This is a genomic window from Pseudomonas sp. KB_15, from assembly GCF_052114525.1.
In the GTDB taxonomy this organism is placed as follows: domain Bacteria; phylum Pseudomonadota; class Gammaproteobacteria; order Pseudomonadales; family Pseudomonadaceae; genus Aquipseudomonas.
The window spans coordinates 1-17,166 of sequence record NZ_JBFREX010000071.1 but is presented as its reverse complement, the minus strand read 5'-3'; the positions used below and the strand labels follow the sequence as shown (position 1 = coordinate 17,166).

Annotated in this window: 17 protein-coding genes and 1 pseudogene; 13 read left to right on the top strand and 5 right to left on the bottom strand. The window is 61.9% G+C overall.

Annotated elements, in window-relative coordinates; translation table 11 throughout:
- The first annotated feature begins 248 nt into the window (after window positions 1–248).
- The 3 genes from AB4Z35_RS28730 (at window position 249) to AB4Z35_RS28720 (ending at window position 1,998) form a co-directional block, all read left to right on the top strand.
- Entirely contained in the window at window positions 249–653 is a 405-nt protein-coding gene (locus AB4Z35_RS28730) for an antitoxin Xre-like helix-turn-helix domain-containing protein (RefSeq protein ID WP_442100961.1), read from the top strand.
- The gene (locus AB4Z35_RS28725) at window positions 647–1,339 is read left to right on the top strand and encodes an RES family NAD+ phosphorylase (RefSeq protein WP_442100959.1); all 693 of its coding nucleotides are present in this window, start codon (window positions 647–649) and stop codon (window positions 1,337–1,339) included. The genes AB4Z35_RS28730 and AB4Z35_RS28725 overlap by 7 nt, the downstream gene beginning before the upstream one ends.
- 257 nt (window positions 1,340–1,596) lie before the next feature.
- Complete coding sequence (locus AB4Z35_RS28720; RefSeq protein ID WP_442100957.1) at window positions 1,597–1,998, top strand: hypothetical protein; 402 nt, start codon at window positions 1,597–1,599, stop codon at window positions 1,996–1,998.
- 69 nt (window positions 1,999–2,067) lie between these two features.
- Here AB4Z35_RS28720 and AB4Z35_RS28715 read toward each other — a convergent pair whose 3' ends face one another.
- The 4 genes from AB4Z35_RS28715 to AB4Z35_RS28700 form a co-directional block, all read right to left on the bottom strand.
- Window positions 2,068–3,636, bottom strand: coding sequence for a DHA2 family efflux MFS transporter permease subunit (locus AB4Z35_RS28715; RefSeq protein ID WP_442100955.1), 1,569 nt, complete (start codon window positions 3,634–3,636; stop codon window positions 2,068–2,070).
- Entirely contained in the window at window positions 3,633–4,730 is a 1,098-nt protein-coding gene (locus AB4Z35_RS28710; protein ID WP_442100953.1) for an HlyD family secretion protein, read from the bottom strand. The genes AB4Z35_RS28715 and AB4Z35_RS28710 overlap by 4 nt, the downstream gene beginning before the upstream one ends.
- A gap of 96 nt (window positions 4,731–4,826) precedes the next feature.
- Window positions 4,827–5,240, bottom strand: coding sequence for a cupin domain-containing protein (locus tag AB4Z35_RS28705; RefSeq protein ID WP_442100951.1), 414 nt, complete (start codon window positions 5,238–5,240; stop codon window positions 4,827–4,829).
- A 44-nt stretch (window positions 5,241–5,284) separates the two neighbouring features.
- Window positions 5,285–6,037 (bottom strand): SDR family oxidoreductase, encoded by a 753-nt coding sequence (locus AB4Z35_RS28700; RefSeq protein WP_442100949.1) that lies wholly within the window; start codon window positions 6,035–6,037, stop codon window positions 5,285–5,287.
- 261 nt (window positions 6,038–6,298) lie between these two features.
- Here AB4Z35_RS28700 and AB4Z35_RS28695 point away from each other — a divergent pair, with 261 nt between their 5' ends.
- On the top strand, window positions 6,299–7,888 hold the full coding sequence (locus AB4Z35_RS28695; RefSeq protein WP_442100963.1) for a winged helix-turn-helix domain-containing tetratricopeptide repeat protein: 1,590 nt from the start codon (window positions 6,299–6,301) through the stop codon (window positions 7,886–7,888).
- 237 nt (window positions 7,889–8,125) lie between these two features.
- A pseudogene (locus tag AB4Z35_RS28690) lies at window positions 8,126–8,335 on the top strand (DUF6124 family protein); the annotation flags it as partial.
- Between the two features lie 176 nt (window positions 8,336–8,511).
- Here AB4Z35_RS28690 and AB4Z35_RS28685 read toward each other — a convergent pair.
- Window positions 8,512–8,841 (bottom strand): carboxymuconolactone decarboxylase family protein, encoded by a 330-nt coding sequence (locus AB4Z35_RS28685; RefSeq protein WP_007996946.1) that lies wholly within the window; start codon window positions 8,839–8,841, stop codon window positions 8,512–8,514.
- A gap of 231 nt (window positions 8,842–9,072) precedes the next feature.
- Between AB4Z35_RS28685 and AB4Z35_RS28680 the strand changes: the two genes are divergently transcribed.
- The 8 genes from AB4Z35_RS28680 (at window position 9,073) to AB4Z35_RS28645 (ending at window position 17,059) form a co-directional block, all read left to right on the top strand.
- Window positions 9,073–10,446 (top strand): glutamine synthetase family protein, encoded by a 1,374-nt coding sequence (locus AB4Z35_RS28680; RefSeq protein ID WP_442100946.1) that lies wholly within the window; start codon window positions 9,073–9,075, stop codon window positions 10,444–10,446.
- Window positions 10,447–10,453: 7 nt separating this feature from the next.
- Window positions 10,454–11,845, top strand: coding sequence for an aldehyde dehydrogenase family protein (locus AB4Z35_RS28675; protein ID WP_442100944.1), 1,392 nt, complete (start codon window positions 10,454–10,456; stop codon window positions 11,843–11,845).
- A gap of 3 nt (window positions 11,846–11,848) precedes the next feature.
- Window positions 11,849–13,009: an iron-containing alcohol dehydrogenase gene (locus tag AB4Z35_RS28670; RefSeq protein ID WP_442100942.1), complete on the top strand. Its 1,161-nt coding sequence runs from the start codon at window positions 11,849–11,851 to the stop codon at window positions 13,007–13,009.
- Between the two features lie 162 nt (window positions 13,010–13,171).
- Window positions 13,172–14,725 (top strand): amino acid permease, encoded by a 1,554-nt coding sequence (locus AB4Z35_RS28665; protein WP_442100940.1) that lies wholly within the window; start codon window positions 13,172–13,174, stop codon window positions 14,723–14,725.
- A 219-nt stretch (window positions 14,726–14,944) separates the two neighbouring features.
- Window positions 14,945–15,235: a DUF7693 family protein gene (locus AB4Z35_RS28660; RefSeq protein WP_442100938.1), complete on the top strand. Its 291-nt coding sequence runs from the start codon at window positions 14,945–14,947 to the stop codon at window positions 15,233–15,235.
- An 80-nt stretch (window positions 15,236–15,315) separates the two neighbouring features.
- A complete protein-coding gene (locus AB4Z35_RS28655; RefSeq protein WP_442100936.1) occupies window positions 15,316–15,888 on the top strand; it encodes a chorismate mutase in 573 nt (190 codons plus the stop codon).
- Window positions 15,889–15,894: 6 nt separating this feature from the next.
- Entirely contained in the window at window positions 15,895–16,638 is a 744-nt protein-coding gene (locus AB4Z35_RS28650) for an SGNH/GDSL hydrolase family protein (protein ID WP_442100934.1), read from the top strand.
- On the top strand, window positions 16,631–17,059 hold the full coding sequence (locus tag AB4Z35_RS28645) for a nuclear transport factor 2 family protein (protein WP_442100932.1): 429 nt from the start codon (window positions 16,631–16,633) through the stop codon (window positions 17,057–17,059). The genes AB4Z35_RS28650 and AB4Z35_RS28645 overlap by 8 nt, the downstream gene beginning before the upstream one ends.
- The last annotated feature ends 107 nt before the right edge of the window (window positions 17,060–17,166 follow it).

Sequence of the window (17,166 nt, the reverse complement as noted above, 5' to 3'; positions counted from 1 at the left end):
GCGCAGCAGTCGTAAATCCGGCTTTCATGATCTCTCTGACGTACCGCGAACTCTGATTTTGCGACTGCTGCGCAGCCGGACGCAGGCTACGCCAGCTGCTACGGATTGCGTTGTGGCTTAACTGGTCGGTATTAGCCTTGCAGACGCCTTTTTTTCGTCCGCATCCATTCCACTGGTCGCACCGATATTGCTCTATAGATTCAATATATCTAAATTTGAGTCTACAGATTCACATCGAGCACACGAACATGGCCGTCCCCGCCCAAGCCCAATCCTTCAGCAAAAACCAATGCGTCACCGGCCTGCGCGCCGCTGTGAGCATTCTGGAAAAGTGGAAAGCCACCAGCGATCAGGCCTGCCGCATCCTGCGCATCTCCCGCAGTACCTACACCCGTGCGCGGCAGCATGACCCGGACTGGGCCGTGGCGCTGGATGCGGACCAGATGCAGCGCATCAGTTTTGTACTGAACATTCATGCAACGTTGCGGCTGGTGTTCGATAACCCGGAGAACGTCTACGGTTTTGCGTCGATGGCCAATAACAACGAGTTTTTCAACGGGCGTTCGCCGCTGGAGATCATGGCGCAGGGCGACATGATTTCGCTGTATGAAACCTTCCGCCGCATCGACATGCTGCGGGGTGCGCAATGGTGATGGCGAGTGAGCTGGCCGCGTTTGCCGGTCAGTCGTTGCAGGCTTATCGCCTGGTCAATTCGAAGTTTCCGCCGATTGCGTTGTTTGATGATGTGGCGGATGCAGATGAGTTTGAGGTGTTGTTCGAGATTCAGGCGCTGACCAATCCGCGGTTGAAGAATGAGGTGGGTCAGCTGGAGTTGATTGCACGCAGCGAGATCCCGTTCGGGATTGCGGGTTGCTCCTACGCGATAGCGCCGTTTACCCACGTCAACCCGGCGGGCTCGCGCTTCAGTGACGGCAGTTTTGGGGTGTTGTACCTGGCGGATTCAATGGAAGCGGCACTGGCCGAGGTGCGGCATCACCAGGGCCTGTATTGGTCGAAAGTGCCGAGCCTGAACTATGAGCGGTTTGTGTTTCGAGGGTTGACCTGCGCCTTTGGCGATGGCGGGATGAAGGACGCCACCGCCTTGCCGCTGACCGATCCGGTGTATGCGCCGGACGACTACACCGATTCCCGCCGCCTCGGTCGGGATGTCAGGAAGGCCCAATGTCCTGGCCTGCGTTATCACTCGGTGCGGATGCCGGGCAGTCACTGCTGGGCGTTGATGACGCCAAGGCCCGTGTCCTCAATCATTCAAGCGGCGCATTACGAGATGGTCTGGAATGGGCAGATCACCAGTGTCAGCCAGATCAGCGAGGCTTGAACCCCGTTGATAGGCGCATGAAAACCTGTGGCGAGGGGGCTTGCCCCCGTTGGGTCGCGAAGCGGCCCCAAAAAAGGGCTGCTGCGCAGCCCAACGGGGGCAAGCCCCCTCGCCACAGAAAGTCCCCTCGCCGCACACGCAGTGTTCAATCCATTGACTGCGTCGATAGTCACCATTGATTCAATGAAGTTCTCTTAAAAAATCCCCGGCGTAACATCTGCTCCATACCAACCCATTACACCCCGGAGCACACCATCATGAAACGCCAAACCCTTCTCAGCATCGTTTTCTCGGTTTTCGCCGTTAACGCTTTTGCCGCTACCTCCGCTCAACCTGTGGTCGCGGAAGGCGGCTCGGATCGTCTGATTGAAAGCCGTGTAGCTGAGGGTGGTTCCGATCGTCTGATCGAGAATCGAGTGGCCGAAGGTGGTTCGGATCGCCTGCTGGAAAAACGCGTCGCCGAAGGTGGCTCCGACAAACTGCTGCAAAACCGCGTTGCCGAAGGCGGTTCCGACAARCTGCTGCAAAACCGCGTCGCTGAAGGCGGTTCCGACAAGCTGCTGCAAAACCGCGTCGCTGAAGGCGGTTCCGACAAGCTGCTGCAAAACCGCGTTGCCGAAGGCGGTTCCGACCGTCTGATCGAAAGCCGCGCCGTCTGAATGCAGTGCTTTACCGCAACACTCAACGAAAAGCCCGGCCTCAACAGCCGGGCTTTTTCGTGCGGGTCATCAATTCGTCCGTGGTTCATGCACTTTCGCGTATCGCGAGAGGCCAATCTTGATGCCGACCAGGATGGGCGCGGCAAAGACGAACAGCAGGGCCACGGCGAAGAACGCCGTATCGAAGGCAATCACTGTGGCCTGACCTGACACAGCTTTGCCCAGCAGGCTCGTGGCTGCCCGGCCAGCGGCCACCTGGTCCATGCCCTTCCCTGCCAGCATCGCGGTTACGGTCGTCAGCCGCTCGATGAGCGCGTGCCCGCCCGGAGTGACGTTGGCGCCGAGGACCACGCTATTGCTGACAACCTGATGGTCGATCAAGGTCTGCAGCCCCGCGACGCCCATCAAACCACCCAACTGGCGCCCTGTATTGAACAGGCCGATGCCGCTGGCCAGGTTGCGGCTGTTGAGGTGGGTGAAAGCAATCAGCGTGATCGACAGGAACAGGAAGCCAAGGCCCAGGCCGCGCAACAGGATGGCCGCCATCATGTCATCGCTGCCGCTTTCGCTGGTGGAGCCGGACAGCATCCACATCGCCGCCATGATCAGCAGGATGCCCAAGGGCACGGTAGCCACCGGCGGCACACGGCGGACTTTGAATAACCAGGCAGCAATGAGCAGCGAGCCGACAAAAAAACCGCCACTGGGCAACAGGAGCAGGCCGGCATCGGTCGGCGTGAACGCGAGTACCGACAGGGCGAACGCCGGGATCAGGTACGCGCTGCCGAACAAGGCGGCACCAGCGACGAAACTGACGATAAAGGCAAAGGTGAAGTCGCTTGATTTGAACAGGCTGAAGTCGAGCAGCCCCTGGCCGTTGGCCAAAACCTGTTGGCCGAGAAAGGCCAGCAGCGCGGCGACGCCGATCACCGTCAGCAACAGGATGCGCGGTTCCTCGAACCAGTCCCAGCGGCTGCCCTGGCTGAGCACGTAGGTGAAACAGAACAACATGGCAGCGATCAGTGAACAGCCGAGCCAGTCAAACGAACGTTGCCGGACCCTGGCGGGCATGGGGTGGTCGGCGATGAGCAAGAGGCCGATCGCCGCCAGGGCCAGCGGCACCACGCTGAAGAAAATCCAGGTCCAGGACTGGCTGTCGATCAACCACCCTTGCAGGGCCGGTGCGAGGGTCGCAGACGCGACCACGGCCGCCATGGCGAACAGGGCTTGCAGAATCGGCTGAAGGGCGCGCGGATAGCCGCGAAATATGATCGCCTGGCCTGCTACCAGCAAAGTACCGCCAGCGAAGCCTTGCAGGATGCGCAATGCGATCAGCAGCTCCAGCCAGGCGGTAACGGCAGCCACGCAGCACGCCATGCCCATGACCAGGGTTGCGCCGATGATCACGTTGCGCGCAGAAAACCTCTGCATCAGCCAAGGGGCGATCATGAACCCGATCAGCTTGAGCGCGATGTAGCCGACATCCAGCCACGCGAATTCATCAGGCGTGGCATAGGTGTCGCCGATGATGTCGGCGCGGCCGAGGGCCAGCACGGTGCTGGCGATCGCTTCGGTCAACGTGGCCAGGACGATGCCCGCGATGAGCAGCACGCCGGTCGTCGGTCTGGCGCTACTCATGAGCCGGCCCCTTGCGCAACCTCTACCCGCGCGGACAGCCCCGGCACGATGCGCCCCGGTAGCGGATTGTCAGCCAGGCGGATCTTCACCGGAACGCGCTGCACCACACGCACAAAGTTCCCGGTGGCGTTGTCGGGCGGCAGCAGGCTGAACGCCGAGCCACTGCCCGGAGCAAAGCTGTCGACCACGCCATCGAGTGCCGCGTCGGGGTAGCCATCGACCGTGACGCGCACGTGCTGGCCGGGGCGAATATGTTCGAGCTGGGTTTCCTTGAAATTCGCCACGACCCACACATCGTTGACCGGCACGATATCGAGCAGGGAAACGCCCGGCGTGACGAAGCGGCCGAGGCGAACCTGACGGTTACCGACCACACCATCCACCGGTGCATGTACCACGGTGTGCTCAAGATCGATCCGGGCGAGATCTCGCGCGGCCTGTGCTTGCGTCACGGCGGCCACGGCAGCCTCGCGCTCGGCCACAAACACCGTGATGCGTTGTTGTTGCGCCTCGACCGTTGCCGAAGCGGCCGATACCGAAGCCGCGGCTCTGGATTGCGCCGTGCCGGTTTCATCGACCAGGGCCTGGCTCACCGCGTTGCTGACGATCAGCTTGCGGCTGCGGTCATGGGTCTTGGCCGCCAGGCTCATGTCGGCGGTGGCCGAGCGCCTTTGTGCTTCGGCCTGCCTGATCAGCGCATGCTGAAGCTGGATCTGCGCATCGACATGGGTCAGGCGCGCCTGGGCGGCGCTGACATTGGCCTCGGCTTGCGCAAGTTTGGCGCGATAGTCGCGGTCATCGATACGAAAAAGCACATCCCCCGCGTGCACGGCCTGGTTGTCCCCGACCTCGACCGCCGTGACATAGCCGGCGACCTTGGCGGCCAGCGAGGTGACGTCCCCGCGGACATACGCGTTGTCGGTCGAGGTCACGCCATTCGAAAACGCCATGCCCCCCCAAACCGCCACGACTATCAAGGCACCGACGCACAGCAACAGGCCGATGGTCTTGCGCTTGCTGCTCCGCACCACGACCTCAGGCGTTCCGGTACTTGCGCTGGTGGCAATGGCGGACTTGTCCAGGAGCGAGTTCATTTTTTCATTTCCTGTTCAGTGCCAAGAACTAAAGCAGCCACTGGGCGACAGGGTCTGCCGCCCGGCTGTCGAACCTTCATGAGCGCGTTGATCGGCTCACTGTTTGATCGGTGTAACGAGCACCTTTTCGTCGGTGTCGAGGACGAACACCGCCAACAGGCGTGCAGGTTGGGTATCGCTGGCGTTGGCGCTGACCAGATGCACGGAACCCGGCTCCTCTACGAAGTTTTCGCCGACCTTGTAGATCTTTTCCGGCTGACCTTTGACCTGGATGCGAAACGAGCCTTCAAGGACCGTTGCATAGATAAAGGCCGTTTTCGGATGGGTATGGGCCGGCGATGCGGCACCCGGCCCATACTCGACGACCACGCCCCTCATGCTCTTGCCAGGGATGTTGGGAATGGGACGGTCGAACACCACCGTCACCTTGCCGGGGGGCGGCTCGGCGGCCGATGCGGCGCTGATCGAGAGCACGGCGAAGACAGCGGCCATCAGCAATCGGGTAACCATGGGATTTCTCCTGGATTCGTAGGGATATGTGAGGGTGCGATTCGTTACTGCGCCGTCGACCGGGCCAGCCAGTCGTCGAAGCGGATCGCCCCCAGGCGTGCGTTCTTGCCGGTGACCAGCGATTGATCGTCGAGCACGGCGCCGAAGTAACGTGCATGTACATCTGGCACGACCTTGCGGTTGTCCTGGGTCGCCCGCAGATAGCGCCTGGCCAGTTCGTCGATCGGCATGGTTTCCGGGCCGCCAACTTCAACCGTGCCATTGACCGCTGCTGCCAGCACGACATCGGCCAGCGCCGCCACCACGTCGTCGGACGCAATCGGCTGGATCAGCGCAGGCGAAGCATGAATTTCATCGCCGACGGTGAACGACTGGACAATGCCGCCGGCAAACTCGGAGAACTGCGTGGCACGCACAATGGTGTAAGGCATGCCGGATGCCTTGATAAGGGCCTCCTGCGCGACCTTGGCCCGAAAATAACCGGTATCGGGAAGCCGTTCGCTCCCGACAATCGACAGGGCAACGTGATGACGAACCCCGGCGGCGGCTTCGGCGGCCAGCAGGTTACGGCTCGACGTTTCAAAGAAATCGAGAACGGCCTGGTCCTCCCACGACGGCGCGTTCGCCACGTCGACAACCACATCAGCACCATCCATCGCTTCGGCCAGGCCTTCGCGGGTGATGCTGTTCACGCCCGTGCTGGGGCTGGCGGCAAGCGCGTCATGGCCGCGCTCGCGGAGGGTATTCACAAGTTTCGATCCAATGAGGCCGGAGCCTCCGATGACGACGATCTTCATGGCTTTTCTCCACTTGTCGACTGCAACGATTGCGTCGGTGTAGGGAGAGATTGCCTGCACGCGTGAGGCAAGTCCTTGCGCCGGGCTTGGGTTTGCCTTGGCGAGCGCTTGGATTTATGTCCAAAGCTGATGAAGTTCCTCCAGCCACCCTTGTCGCTGACGGTGCAGCGGGTGTCGAGCTGCCGTATCATCTTCCCCAGTTACCAACCGCCAGCCGCCTGGGACACGGCGTTGAGGGCGCTTCGCCAGGGGATGCTCAACTTGCCATTCGCGTTTGAAGATTACGTGCTCGATCAGGAGCGCCGGGAGCTGACCTTGCGCGGGCAGGTCGTGGCCGTCGGACCGCAGGTCTTCGACCTGTTGCTGCTGTTCGTCAACAACCCCGATCGAGTCCTCAGCAAGGACGAGTTGCTCAAGTCGGTGTGGGGCGGCCGGATCGTTTCGGAATCGACGATCACCAGCCACATCAATGCGGTACGCAAGGCCATCGGTGATACCGGGGAGGAGCAACGCCTGGTGCGCACTGTCGCCCGCAAGGGCTACCGCTTCGTCGGCCGGATCAACGGCGACACGAACGGGGAAGCTCGACAGCCTGACATCGACGAGCGCTCGACCGCTGCCCCGAAGCCAATTCCTTCCCCTGCGCTCGTCCTGCCGGACAAACCCTCGATCACCGTCCTGCCCTTCCAGAACCTGAGCGGCGATCCGGAGCAGGAATACTTCGCCGACGGCGTCGTGGAGGACATCATCGCCGCCCTGTCGCGTATTCGCTGGCTGTTCGTCATCGCGCGCAATTCGAGCTTCACCTACAAGGGCCGGGCGGTGGACGCCATGGGCGTCGGCCAGGAGTTGGGCGTTCGCTACGTGCTCGAAGGCAGCGTGCGCAAGAGCGGGAACAAGCTGCGCATTACCGGGCAACTGATCGATGCGACGAGCGGGACGCACATCTGGGCGGAGCGCTTCGAAGGCCTGCTCGACGACATCTTCGAGCTGCAAGACCAAGTCACCGAAAGCGTCGTCGGCGCGATCGCGCCACAACTGGAGCGGGCGGAAATCGAACGCGCCAAACGCAAGCCGACGGAAAGCCTGGACGCCTATGACTACTACCTGCGTGGCATGGCAAAACTGCACAGCGGCAGCCGGGAAGCCATCGAGCAGGCGCTGCCGATGTTCTACCAGGCCATCGAACTCGATGCGGAGTTTGCCTCGGCCTATGGCATGGCCGCCTGGTGCCACTTCTGGCGCAAGCTCAATGGCTGGATGAGCGATCGACCTGCAGAAATCGCCGAGGGCATACGGCTGGCGCGTCTGGCAGTGACCCTCGGTCGCGATGATGCTGTCGCGTTGACCCGGGGCGGACATGCGCTGGCTCATCTCGCCGGCGAAGTCGACGCCGGCATCGCACTGCTCGACAGGGCGCGCCTGCTCAATCCCAACCTCGCCCCCGCCTGGTTTCTGGGCGGTATCCTGCGGGCGCTGCACGGTGAAACAGACGCCGCCATCGAGCATTTGAACCATGCCGTGCGCTTGAGTCCGCTGGACCCGGAAATGTTCAGGATGCAGGTCGGGATGGCGCTCGCGCATTTCTTCGCCGGGCACTTCAATGCCGCCGCAGACTGGGCGGAAAAGGCACTGGGCAACCTGCCCAGCCTGCTGGTCGCCGCGGCACTGGTGGCGGCCAGTCATGCGCTCGACGGTCGAATGGATAAAGCGACGTGGGCGATGCAACGCCTGCAAGCGCTGGATCCCTCTTTGCACCTCGGCATCCTCAAGGACTGGCTGCCCATTCAACGGCCTGAGGACCTCGCCCGTTTCGCCGATGGACTGCGGCTGGCGGGATTGCCGGAGTAAAGCCGACCACCCTTGACCTTGTAGGAGCGAGCCTGCTCGCGATGGCCGCAAGAGCGCCGCGTTTAGCCAGTAATTACGCGTAATCGTTAACGACCATCGCGAGCAGGCTCGCTCCTACAAGGTAGGCTAAGCTTTGATCAACTCGTTGCTCATGATGCTCGGTTCTGCAGGTTTTGGGTTTTTCTGGAGAGCGTCTGCAACAGCTATCTCAGACAGCCCCAAACCTTTCACGCAGGCACCCTGTTTATCGTCGACCCGAAAGCCACGACCGAAACCCTGGTGGTTTACTTGTGCGAAACGCTGGCCTGCGTCGATGTGATGGTCCATCAGTTGGTCGATCATCTGGACGGTGGCTCGCGCAATGCTCTGCTGGGGATTTCCAACAGCGTGATGCTGGCCGAGATCACCGCGAATCGGGTGCTGGATCAGATTGATCCGCCTGCGTAGATGCCGTCTGCTGTGGTGAGTGGGTTTGTTTAGTCGAGCTGTGCAGCGGTCCCTATTTCGGGGCCGCTGCGTGGTCCAGCGGCGCAAGAGCTCTATCCACCGTTTGTTCAGCGTGGCAAGTCCTCTCCCTGACGACTATCGCAGCACGCGATGAATTCAACCGCGGTTCCGTTCACTCAACGTGCCGCTCCCTCCCCCATCACATCCTCCGCCCAACTAATCGCCGCCACGACGGTCGGGAAACCGATGGTGCTGGTCAACGCGATCAGGGTGTGACGGATCTGCTCCGGCGTTGCACCCGCCTCCAGCGCCCGGCGGGTATGGCTGTGCACGGCGCCCTCGGAATGGATCGCCGCTGCGGCGCCGAGCTGAATCAGTTGAACAACTTGCTCGTCCAGCGGCCCGGCGTGACGCACGGCCGTGCCCAAGGCCTCAACTGTATCCAGGTAATCCGGGTAGTGCTGTTTGAGGTTCTGGTAGGTTTTGTTTGCTCTCTTCTTCGCCATTTTCATTTCCCCGCGAGCCTGTACCGGCCTGCTTCGTTGGGCCTTCCACGGCCATGTTGACCCCGACTGGGCAAACTTCAATCACCGAAAACTTGCGAAAATCGACAGTAGGCTAAGCTTAGTGCAGCTAATTGCCCACGATGCTCGCGGCTGCAGTTTTTGGATTTTTCTGGAGAGCGTCTGCAACAGCTATTCCAGAAAGGCCCAAACAATTTGCGCAGGATTGCCGTGATGACCGAGCCTCTACTCAGTTTTGACGATCTCAAGCGTGCTGCCGCTTCCGGCGAAATCGATACCGTGCTGGTCTGCATGATCGACATGCAGGGACGCCTGGTCGGCAAGCGGTTCCAGGTCGAGTTTTTCATCGACAGCGGCCACGAAGAAACCCACTGCTGCAATTACCTGCTGGCCGACGACATCGACATGGAGCCCGTGCCGGGTTACGCCGCGGCCAGTTGGAGCAAGGGCTACGGCGATTTCGTGCTCAAGCCCGACATGTCCACCCTGCGGCGCGTGCCGTGGCTTGAATGCACGGCGCTGGTGCTGTGCGATGTGCTCGATCATCACCATCGCAAAGACCTTCCCCACAGCCCGCGGGCGATTCTGAAAAAACAGGTCGAGCGCCTGCGTGAGCGCGGCTATACCGGCATGTTTGCCTCGGAACTCGAGTTCTACCTGTTCGATGAGAGTTACGAGGCGATCCACCAGCGCAACTATCACAAACCGAAAACCGCCGGCCATTACATCGAGGATTACAACATCCTGCAGACCACCCGCGAAGAGCCGGTGCTGCGGGCGATTCGCAAGCATTTGCAGGCATCGGGCATTCCCGTGGAAAACTCCAAGGGTGAGTGGGGCCCGGGCCAGGAAGAGATCAATATCCGCTATGCCGATGCCCTGACCATGGCCGACCACCACGTCATCATCAAGCACGCCTGCAAAGAGATCGCGCAGTTGCAGGGCAAGGCGATCACGTTCATGGCCAAGTGGCGCTACGACGCTGCCGGGTCCAGCAGTCACATCCATAATTCGTTGTGGGACAAGAACGCCAAAAAGCCGCTGTTCTTCGACGCGAAAGCCGAGTTCGGCATGTCGAAACTGATGCGTGCCTGGGTCGCAGGGCAACTCAAGTACGCCAACGACATCACCTGTTTTCTCGCGCCCTACATCAATTCCTACAAGCGCTTCCAGGTCGGCACTTTTGCGCCGACGCGGGCGGTATGGAGCCGCGACAATCGCACCGCCGGCTTTCGCTTGTGTGCCGAAGGCAGCAAAGCCATCCGCATCGAATGCCGCATCGGCGGCGCCGACCTCAACCCCTATCTGGCCTTCGCCGCCTTGATCGCCGCGGGCCTGGCCGGTATCGACGAGAAGCTCGATCTTGCGCCGCCGTTCGAAGGTGACGCCTACCTGGATGAGCACTTGCCGGAAGTGTCCAAGACACTGCGCGATGCGAGCGCCGCACTCAAGGCCTCCAGCATGTTGCGCGAAGCGTTCGGCGATGAGGTGGTCGACCACTACGTACACACCGCCGAGTGGGAACAGAAAGAGTACGACCGGCGAATCACCGACTGGGAATTGCAGCGCGGTTTCGAGCGCTATTGAGAACATCATGACTGCGAAGGTGCAATTGATCTCCCCGGTCGATGGCCGGGTGTACGTCGAACGAGAGATGGCCGATGCGGCGCAGGTCGAACAGGCGCTGACCGCCGCTGCCAGCGCACAGGCGTCATGGCAACGCCGCTCACTGAGCGAACGCGCAGCATTTTGCAGCGCTGCAGTGGACGCGATGTTGTCGATGCAGGCAGACATCGTGCCGGAACTGGCCTGGCAGATGGGCCGCCCGGTGCGTTATGGCGCCGGCGAACTGCGCGGTTTTGCCGAACGTGCCCGGCACATGATCGCCATCGCGCCGCAAGCCCTGGCGGCGGTAGAGCCCGAGCCTGTGGCGGGTTTTCGACGCTACATCAAACGCGAGCCGCTAGGCACGGTGCTGGTGGTCGCGCCGTGGAACTACCCCTATTTGACGGCGGTGAACACGATCATCCCGGCGCTGATGGCCGGCAACAGCGTGATCCTCAAGCATGCGTCGCAAACCCTGCTGGTGGGTGAGCGTTTCGCCGAGGCCATGCGCCGCGCCAGTCTGCCGGACGGCCTGTTCCACAACCTGCTGCTCGATCATCGGCAGACCGCCGCGATCATTGATTCGGGCCGGGTACAGCAGGTCAACTTCACCGGTTCAGTCGATGCCGGCAAGGCCATGGAAAGCGCCGCCATGGGACGCTTCCTCGGCGTGGGCCTGGAGCTCGGCGGCAAGGATCCGGCCTACGTGCGGGCTGACGCCAACCTCGAGCATGCGGTGGAAAGCCTGGTGGACGGCAGTTTCTTCAATTCCGGGCAGAGCTGCTGCGCCGTGGAACGCATCTACGTCGACCAGAAAATCTACCCGGTGTTTGTCGAGCGCTTCGCTGAACTGACCCGCCAGTACGTGCTGGGCAACCCGCTGGACGAAGCAACCACCCTCGGTCCGCTGGTGACACCGGGGGCCGCATTTTTCGTTCGTGGCCAGATCGCCGAGGCGCTGGCCCAGGGAGCGACGGCGCTGATCGATCCGCAGGCATTTACCGCCGACGTGCCGGGCAGCGCCTACCTCGCGCCGCAGGTCCTGATCGATGTCAGCCATCAAATGTCGGTCATGCGCGACGAAAGCTTTGGCCCGGTGGTCGGCATCATGCCGGTGGCCAGCGATGATGAGGCCATTGCCTTGATGAACGACAGTGAGTTCGGGCTCAGCGCGTCCATCTGGACCCAGGACCTCGCAGCGGCCGAACGCCTGGGCAACGAGATCGCCACCGGCACCGTGTTCATGAACCGCTGCGATTACCTGGATCCGGCACTGGCCTGGACCGGAGTGAAGAACAGCGGGCGCGGCGTCACCCTGTCGCCACTGGGCTACGAGCACCTGACCCGCGCCAAATCCTTTCATCTGCGTCACGAGGTGTAGACCATGAGCCTGACAGGAAACTGGAACTACCCCACGAGCGTTCGTTTCGGTGTCGGGCGCATCGCCGAACTGGCCGAGGTCTGTCGCAGCCAGGGTATCCAGCGCCCCTTGCTGGTGACCGACAGCGGCCTGGCCCGCGCGCCGATCACCACGGCGGCACTCGAAGCATTGCGCGCCGCCGGTCTGGGCGTGGCGCTGTTCTGTGATCTCAAGCCCAATCCGGTGGAAGCCAACCTGGCCGGCGGGCTCGACGCCTGGCGCGCCGGCCGGCACGACGGCGTGATCGCTTTCGGCGGCGGCAGTGGCCTGGACATGGGTAAGCTGATTGCCTTCATGAGCGGCCAGACCCGCCCGGTCTGGGACTTCGAAGACATCGGCGACTACTGGACCCGCGCCGACGACAGCCGCATCGCCCCGGTCATTGCGGTGCCGACCACGGCGGGAACCGGTTCCGAAGTCGGTCGCGCGGCGGTGATCATCGACGAACGCACCCACACCAAACGCATCATCTTCCACCCGAAAATGATGCCGCGAGTGGTCATCAGTGACCCGGCCCTCACCGTCGGCATGCCCGCCAAGGTCACCGCCGGCACTGGCATGGACGCGTTATCGCATTGCCTGGAAGCGTACTGCGCCCCCGGTTTTCATCCCTTGGCCGACGGCATTGCCGTGGAAGGCATGCGCCTGGTGGCCAACGCTCTGGTGAAAGCGGTACACACGCCGTCGGACCTTGAGGCGCGCGCGCAAATGCTCGCGGCGGCGGCAATGGGCGCCACGGCATTCCAGAAAGGCCTGGGCGGGATGCATGCGCTCTCGCATCCGGTGGGTGCGCTTTACGACACCCATCACGGCATGACCAACGCCACCTTCATGCCCTATGTCCTGAAATTCAATCGCACCGCCATCGAGGAACGCATCACCCGCCTGGCGGCGTACCTGCGCCTGCCCTCGCCGGGGTTCGACAGTTTCATGGCCTTCGTCCTCAAGCTGCGCAAGGACATCGGCGTGCCCCATACGCTGGTTGAACTGGGCGTGGATGACCGGCAGGCCGACCTGATCGCCGACATGGCGATTGTCGACCCTTCTGCCGGCGGCAACCCGCTGCCATTGACCCGGGACGGCGTGGCCAGGATTTTCGACGCGGCACTTCACGGCCGTCTGTAGGAGCGAGCCTGCTCGCGATGAACGTCAACGATGACGCGGAGAGCCTGACACCCCGCGTCATCCTCTAACCCATCGCGAGCGAGCTCGCTCCTACAGAAAACCAAGGTCGAGCCTACGGCGGCTCAGTTCGGCCTGTCCAAAACCTGACAAAGGGCACACATCATGAACCCAGCAAGCCAGCCCGGCACCGACACACACGACGATGACGTCAAGGTGCTGCACAGCATGGGCTACGCCCAGCAACTCTCACGACGAATGGGGGTTTTCTCCAACTTCGCCATTTCCTTTTCGATCATCTGCATCCTCTCCGGTGGCATCAACTCACTGGCCCAAGGCACCTCGGGCGCGGGTGGCATATCCATCGGGATCGGCTGGCCGATCGGCTGCCTGATCTCCGGGGTATTCGCCATGGCCATGGCGCAGATTTCCTCGGCCTACCCTACCGCCGGCGGCCTGTACCACTGGGGCTCGATCCTAGGTAACCGCTTCACCGGCTGGCTGACCGCGTGGTTCAACCTGCTGGGGCTGGTCACGGTGCTGGGCGCGATCAACGTCGGCACCTATTACTTCTTTTTCGGCGCCTTCGGACCGGCACTGGGCATGGAGGACACGACCACGGTCCGGGTGATTTTCCTGGCGATCCTCACCGGCCTGCAGGCCTTGTGTAACCACTTGGGCATCGGCCTGACGGCCAAACTCACCGACTTCTCMGGTTACCTGATCTTCGCCACGGCGCTGGCACTGACCATCGTCTGCCTGATATCGGCACCCAGCTATGAATTCGCGCGGTTGTGGACCTTCGGCAACTATTCCGGCGAGGCGGGTGGCAGCGTCTGGCCACAGGTCTCCAACGGCTGGGTGTTCATGCTCGGCCTGCTGCTGCCGATCTACACCATCACCGGCTATGACGCCTCCGCGCATACCTCCGAGGAAACCCGCAATGCGGCCATGTCGGTGCCGCGCGGCATGGTCATGTCGGTGGTCTGGTCGTTGCTGTTCGGCTGGCTGATGCTCAGCGCGTTCGTGCTGATGCTGCCGAGCATGGACGAGGCGGCCAAACAAGGCTGGAACGTGTTTTTCTGGGCCATGAACACCCAGGTCAACCCAACACTGAAACTGGTGCTTTACGTGGCGATCTTCATCTCGCAGGTGCTCTGCGGGCTGGCCACCGTCACCTCGGTTTCACGGATGATATTCGCGTTCTCCCGGGACGGTGGCCTGCCCTGTTCCAAAGCCCTGGCCTCCGTCTCGCCGACCTTTCGCAGCCCGGTGGCGGCGATCTGGACCGGTGCCACCCTTGCCGTGTTGTTCGACTGGGGCTCGTCGGTGATCTCGGTCGGGGCAACGCCGGTCTACACGATCGTGGTGTCCTGCACGGTGATCTTCCTGTTCTTTTCCTTCGCCATTCCCATCGTGCTGGGGCTGTTTACCTATGGGACGTCGAAGTGGCCGACCATGGGGCCATGGAACATGGGGCGATTCTGGTATTCGGTGTTCGCCATCCTCTCGGTCCTGGCGATGGTGATCATTTTCGTCATCGGCATCCAGCCACCAAACGATTGGGCGCTGTACATCACCATCGGTTTCCTGATCCTGACGGCCATTGTCTGGTTCGGTTTTGAAGCCCGGCGCTTCCAGGGGCCACCGGTGGGCGACATGATCGTCAAGCGCCAGGCTGAAATCGCCGCGGCGGAAGCGGCGTTGAACAGGAAATAGGCGAGTGATGAGTAACCTGTGGGAGCGAGCTTGCTCGCGATGAGGGCCTAAAGTTCAACATCAATGTTGACTGACCCATCGCTATCGCGAGCAAGCTCGCTCCCACAAGGATTGCAGTGTTCAAACCTTTAACTGATCGGCATTACCCGATCAGCCGGGCTTTTTTGCAGGCTGATGATCTATCCTGTGCCTCCCCCCGATTTCACCCCGGAGACACCTGTGCCCGCCCTCACCGCCCGCGAGGTTTACCAGCCGTTGCGCGATGCCGCCCAGGGTATTCGCATGTTCAAGCGAGTCGACGACGCTGGCGAGTCTGGTCATGTGCTGGTCGACATCGACGGCTGGCGCCTGTTGCTCGACGTCGACGCCGGCCACTTGCGCCACTGTCTGCACGGCCAATGCCCCGATGGCCGCGAGTATGCGTTCGACAACGGGCAGCGCTTCGGCACCGACCCGGTGAGTTTACTCAGCACCTGGGAACTGGCGCAGATTGAGCGGTTGCTGGCCTGAACCCTGCGCAACCTATCGTTCCCTGGCCGCACTTGTGATACACAGCCGGAGTGATTTCTGCGTCCAAGGAGGTTCTGCCCATGCCCCGTTCCCCACGCCTGCCGCACTGGCTGACCTGCGCCCTGCTCGGTTTGTTCGCTGGCGCAGCCCAGGCCGGCACGACGCCCCCGGCACCCGATGCCCTGCAACCCTTGCTGGCGACGATGAATGAGCGCTTGTACATCAGTGAGCTGGTGGCGCTGACCAAGTGGGACAGCGGCAAACCGGTCCAGGACAACGCCCGGGAAGCGCAAGTCATCGCCAACGCCCGCATGCAAGCCACCCAGCGCAAACTCGACCCCGACGACGTTGCCAACCTGATCGCCGCCCAGATCGAAGCCAGCAAACTGGTGCAATATGGCCGACTCGCGCAATGGCAAGCGGCGCACAAGGCGCCGGACACACCGCGGCCGGACCTCAACAACGACATCCGGCCGAAACTCGACAACCTGCAAAACCTGCTGCTCCAGCAGTACGCCGATTTCCTGCCCTACCGCAAAGACCCGAACTGCCCGCAATGGCTGGCCACCGAACGCTCCACGCTGACCAAGGATTACCTGCATGACCAGGCGATGATTCGTGCGACCGGGGAGCTGTGTATTGCGTGGCGATAACGTCATATGAGCCGGATTGAAACCCTCGCCAAAATCCTGCTCGGCCCGTTGCTGCTGATGCAGGGCATGTACACGCGACGGGTGACGCCCAAGTTGCCGGAGGCCGAAGGTGAACGCCAGGGCGAGGCCGGCAGCGGCGATGTTCTGCGGTTGTTGATTGTCGGCGACAGCGCCGCTGCGGGTGTGGGTGCGGCGACTCAAGGCGAAGCCCTCAGCGGTCGGCTGGTCGAGCGCCTGGCTGAAGATTATCAGGTGGCGTGGAAACTCTGGGCGCGCTCGGGTCTGGATTCCCAAGGGCTGCTGGAGCTGCTCGAACAGCATGCCCCCGAGCCGTTCGATGTGGCGCTGCTGTCGATTGGCGTCAACGATGTCACCAGCACACTCGCGGTTGATCAGTGGCTGGCTCGGCAACAGCGCTTGATGGCGCTGTTGTGCGACAAATTCGCGGTGAGGCAGGTTGTGCTGTCGCCGCTTCCGCCGATGCACCTGTTCCCCGCCCTGCCCCAGCCGCTGCGCTGGTTTCTGGGATTCAGGGCGCGTCGTTTCAATGCACATTTGGCGGATCTGGCGGAACGAGTGGATCAATGTACGATGCTGACAACCCCGCTGGCACCCGCACCGGGCTTGATGGCCAGCGATGGTTTTCATCCGGGGCCGCTGCTCTACCGTCAATGGGCCGACGATGCCGCCAGGGTTATCGACCAACGCTTTCGCACCACAACAATAAAAACAGGAGTTGAAGATGTCTGAGCTGAACCTGAACCCCAATGTCGCAGCGTCCCTGAAGCAGTGGCACGCGATGCTCGGCAACCGCGACTTGAGCGGTTTGCCCGAATTGCTCGATTCGCAGGCGGTGTTCCGTTCGCCGATGGCGCACACGCCGTATCCAGGGGCGCCGGTGGTGTCGATGATCCTCAATACGGTCGTGAACGTGTTCGAGGATTTTGCCTATCACCGCGAGTTGGCCACGGCGGATGGCTTGAACGTGATTCTCGAATTCAGCGCCAGAGTCGGCGAGAAAGAGTTGAAGGGCATCGACATGATCCGCTTCAACGAACAGGGCAAGATTGTCGAGTTCGAAGTGATGGTGCGACCGCTGAGCGGCTTGCAGGCGCTGGGTGAGGAAATGGGGCGGCGGCTCGGTGCTTATCTGAAGGCAAGCAAGGCCTGATTTCCTGATTCACCACCCCCTGTAGGAGCGAGCCTGCTCGCGATGGACTCAAGAGCGCTGCGTTTAGTCAGTAAACACGCGGCATCGTTAACGCGGCATCGTTAACG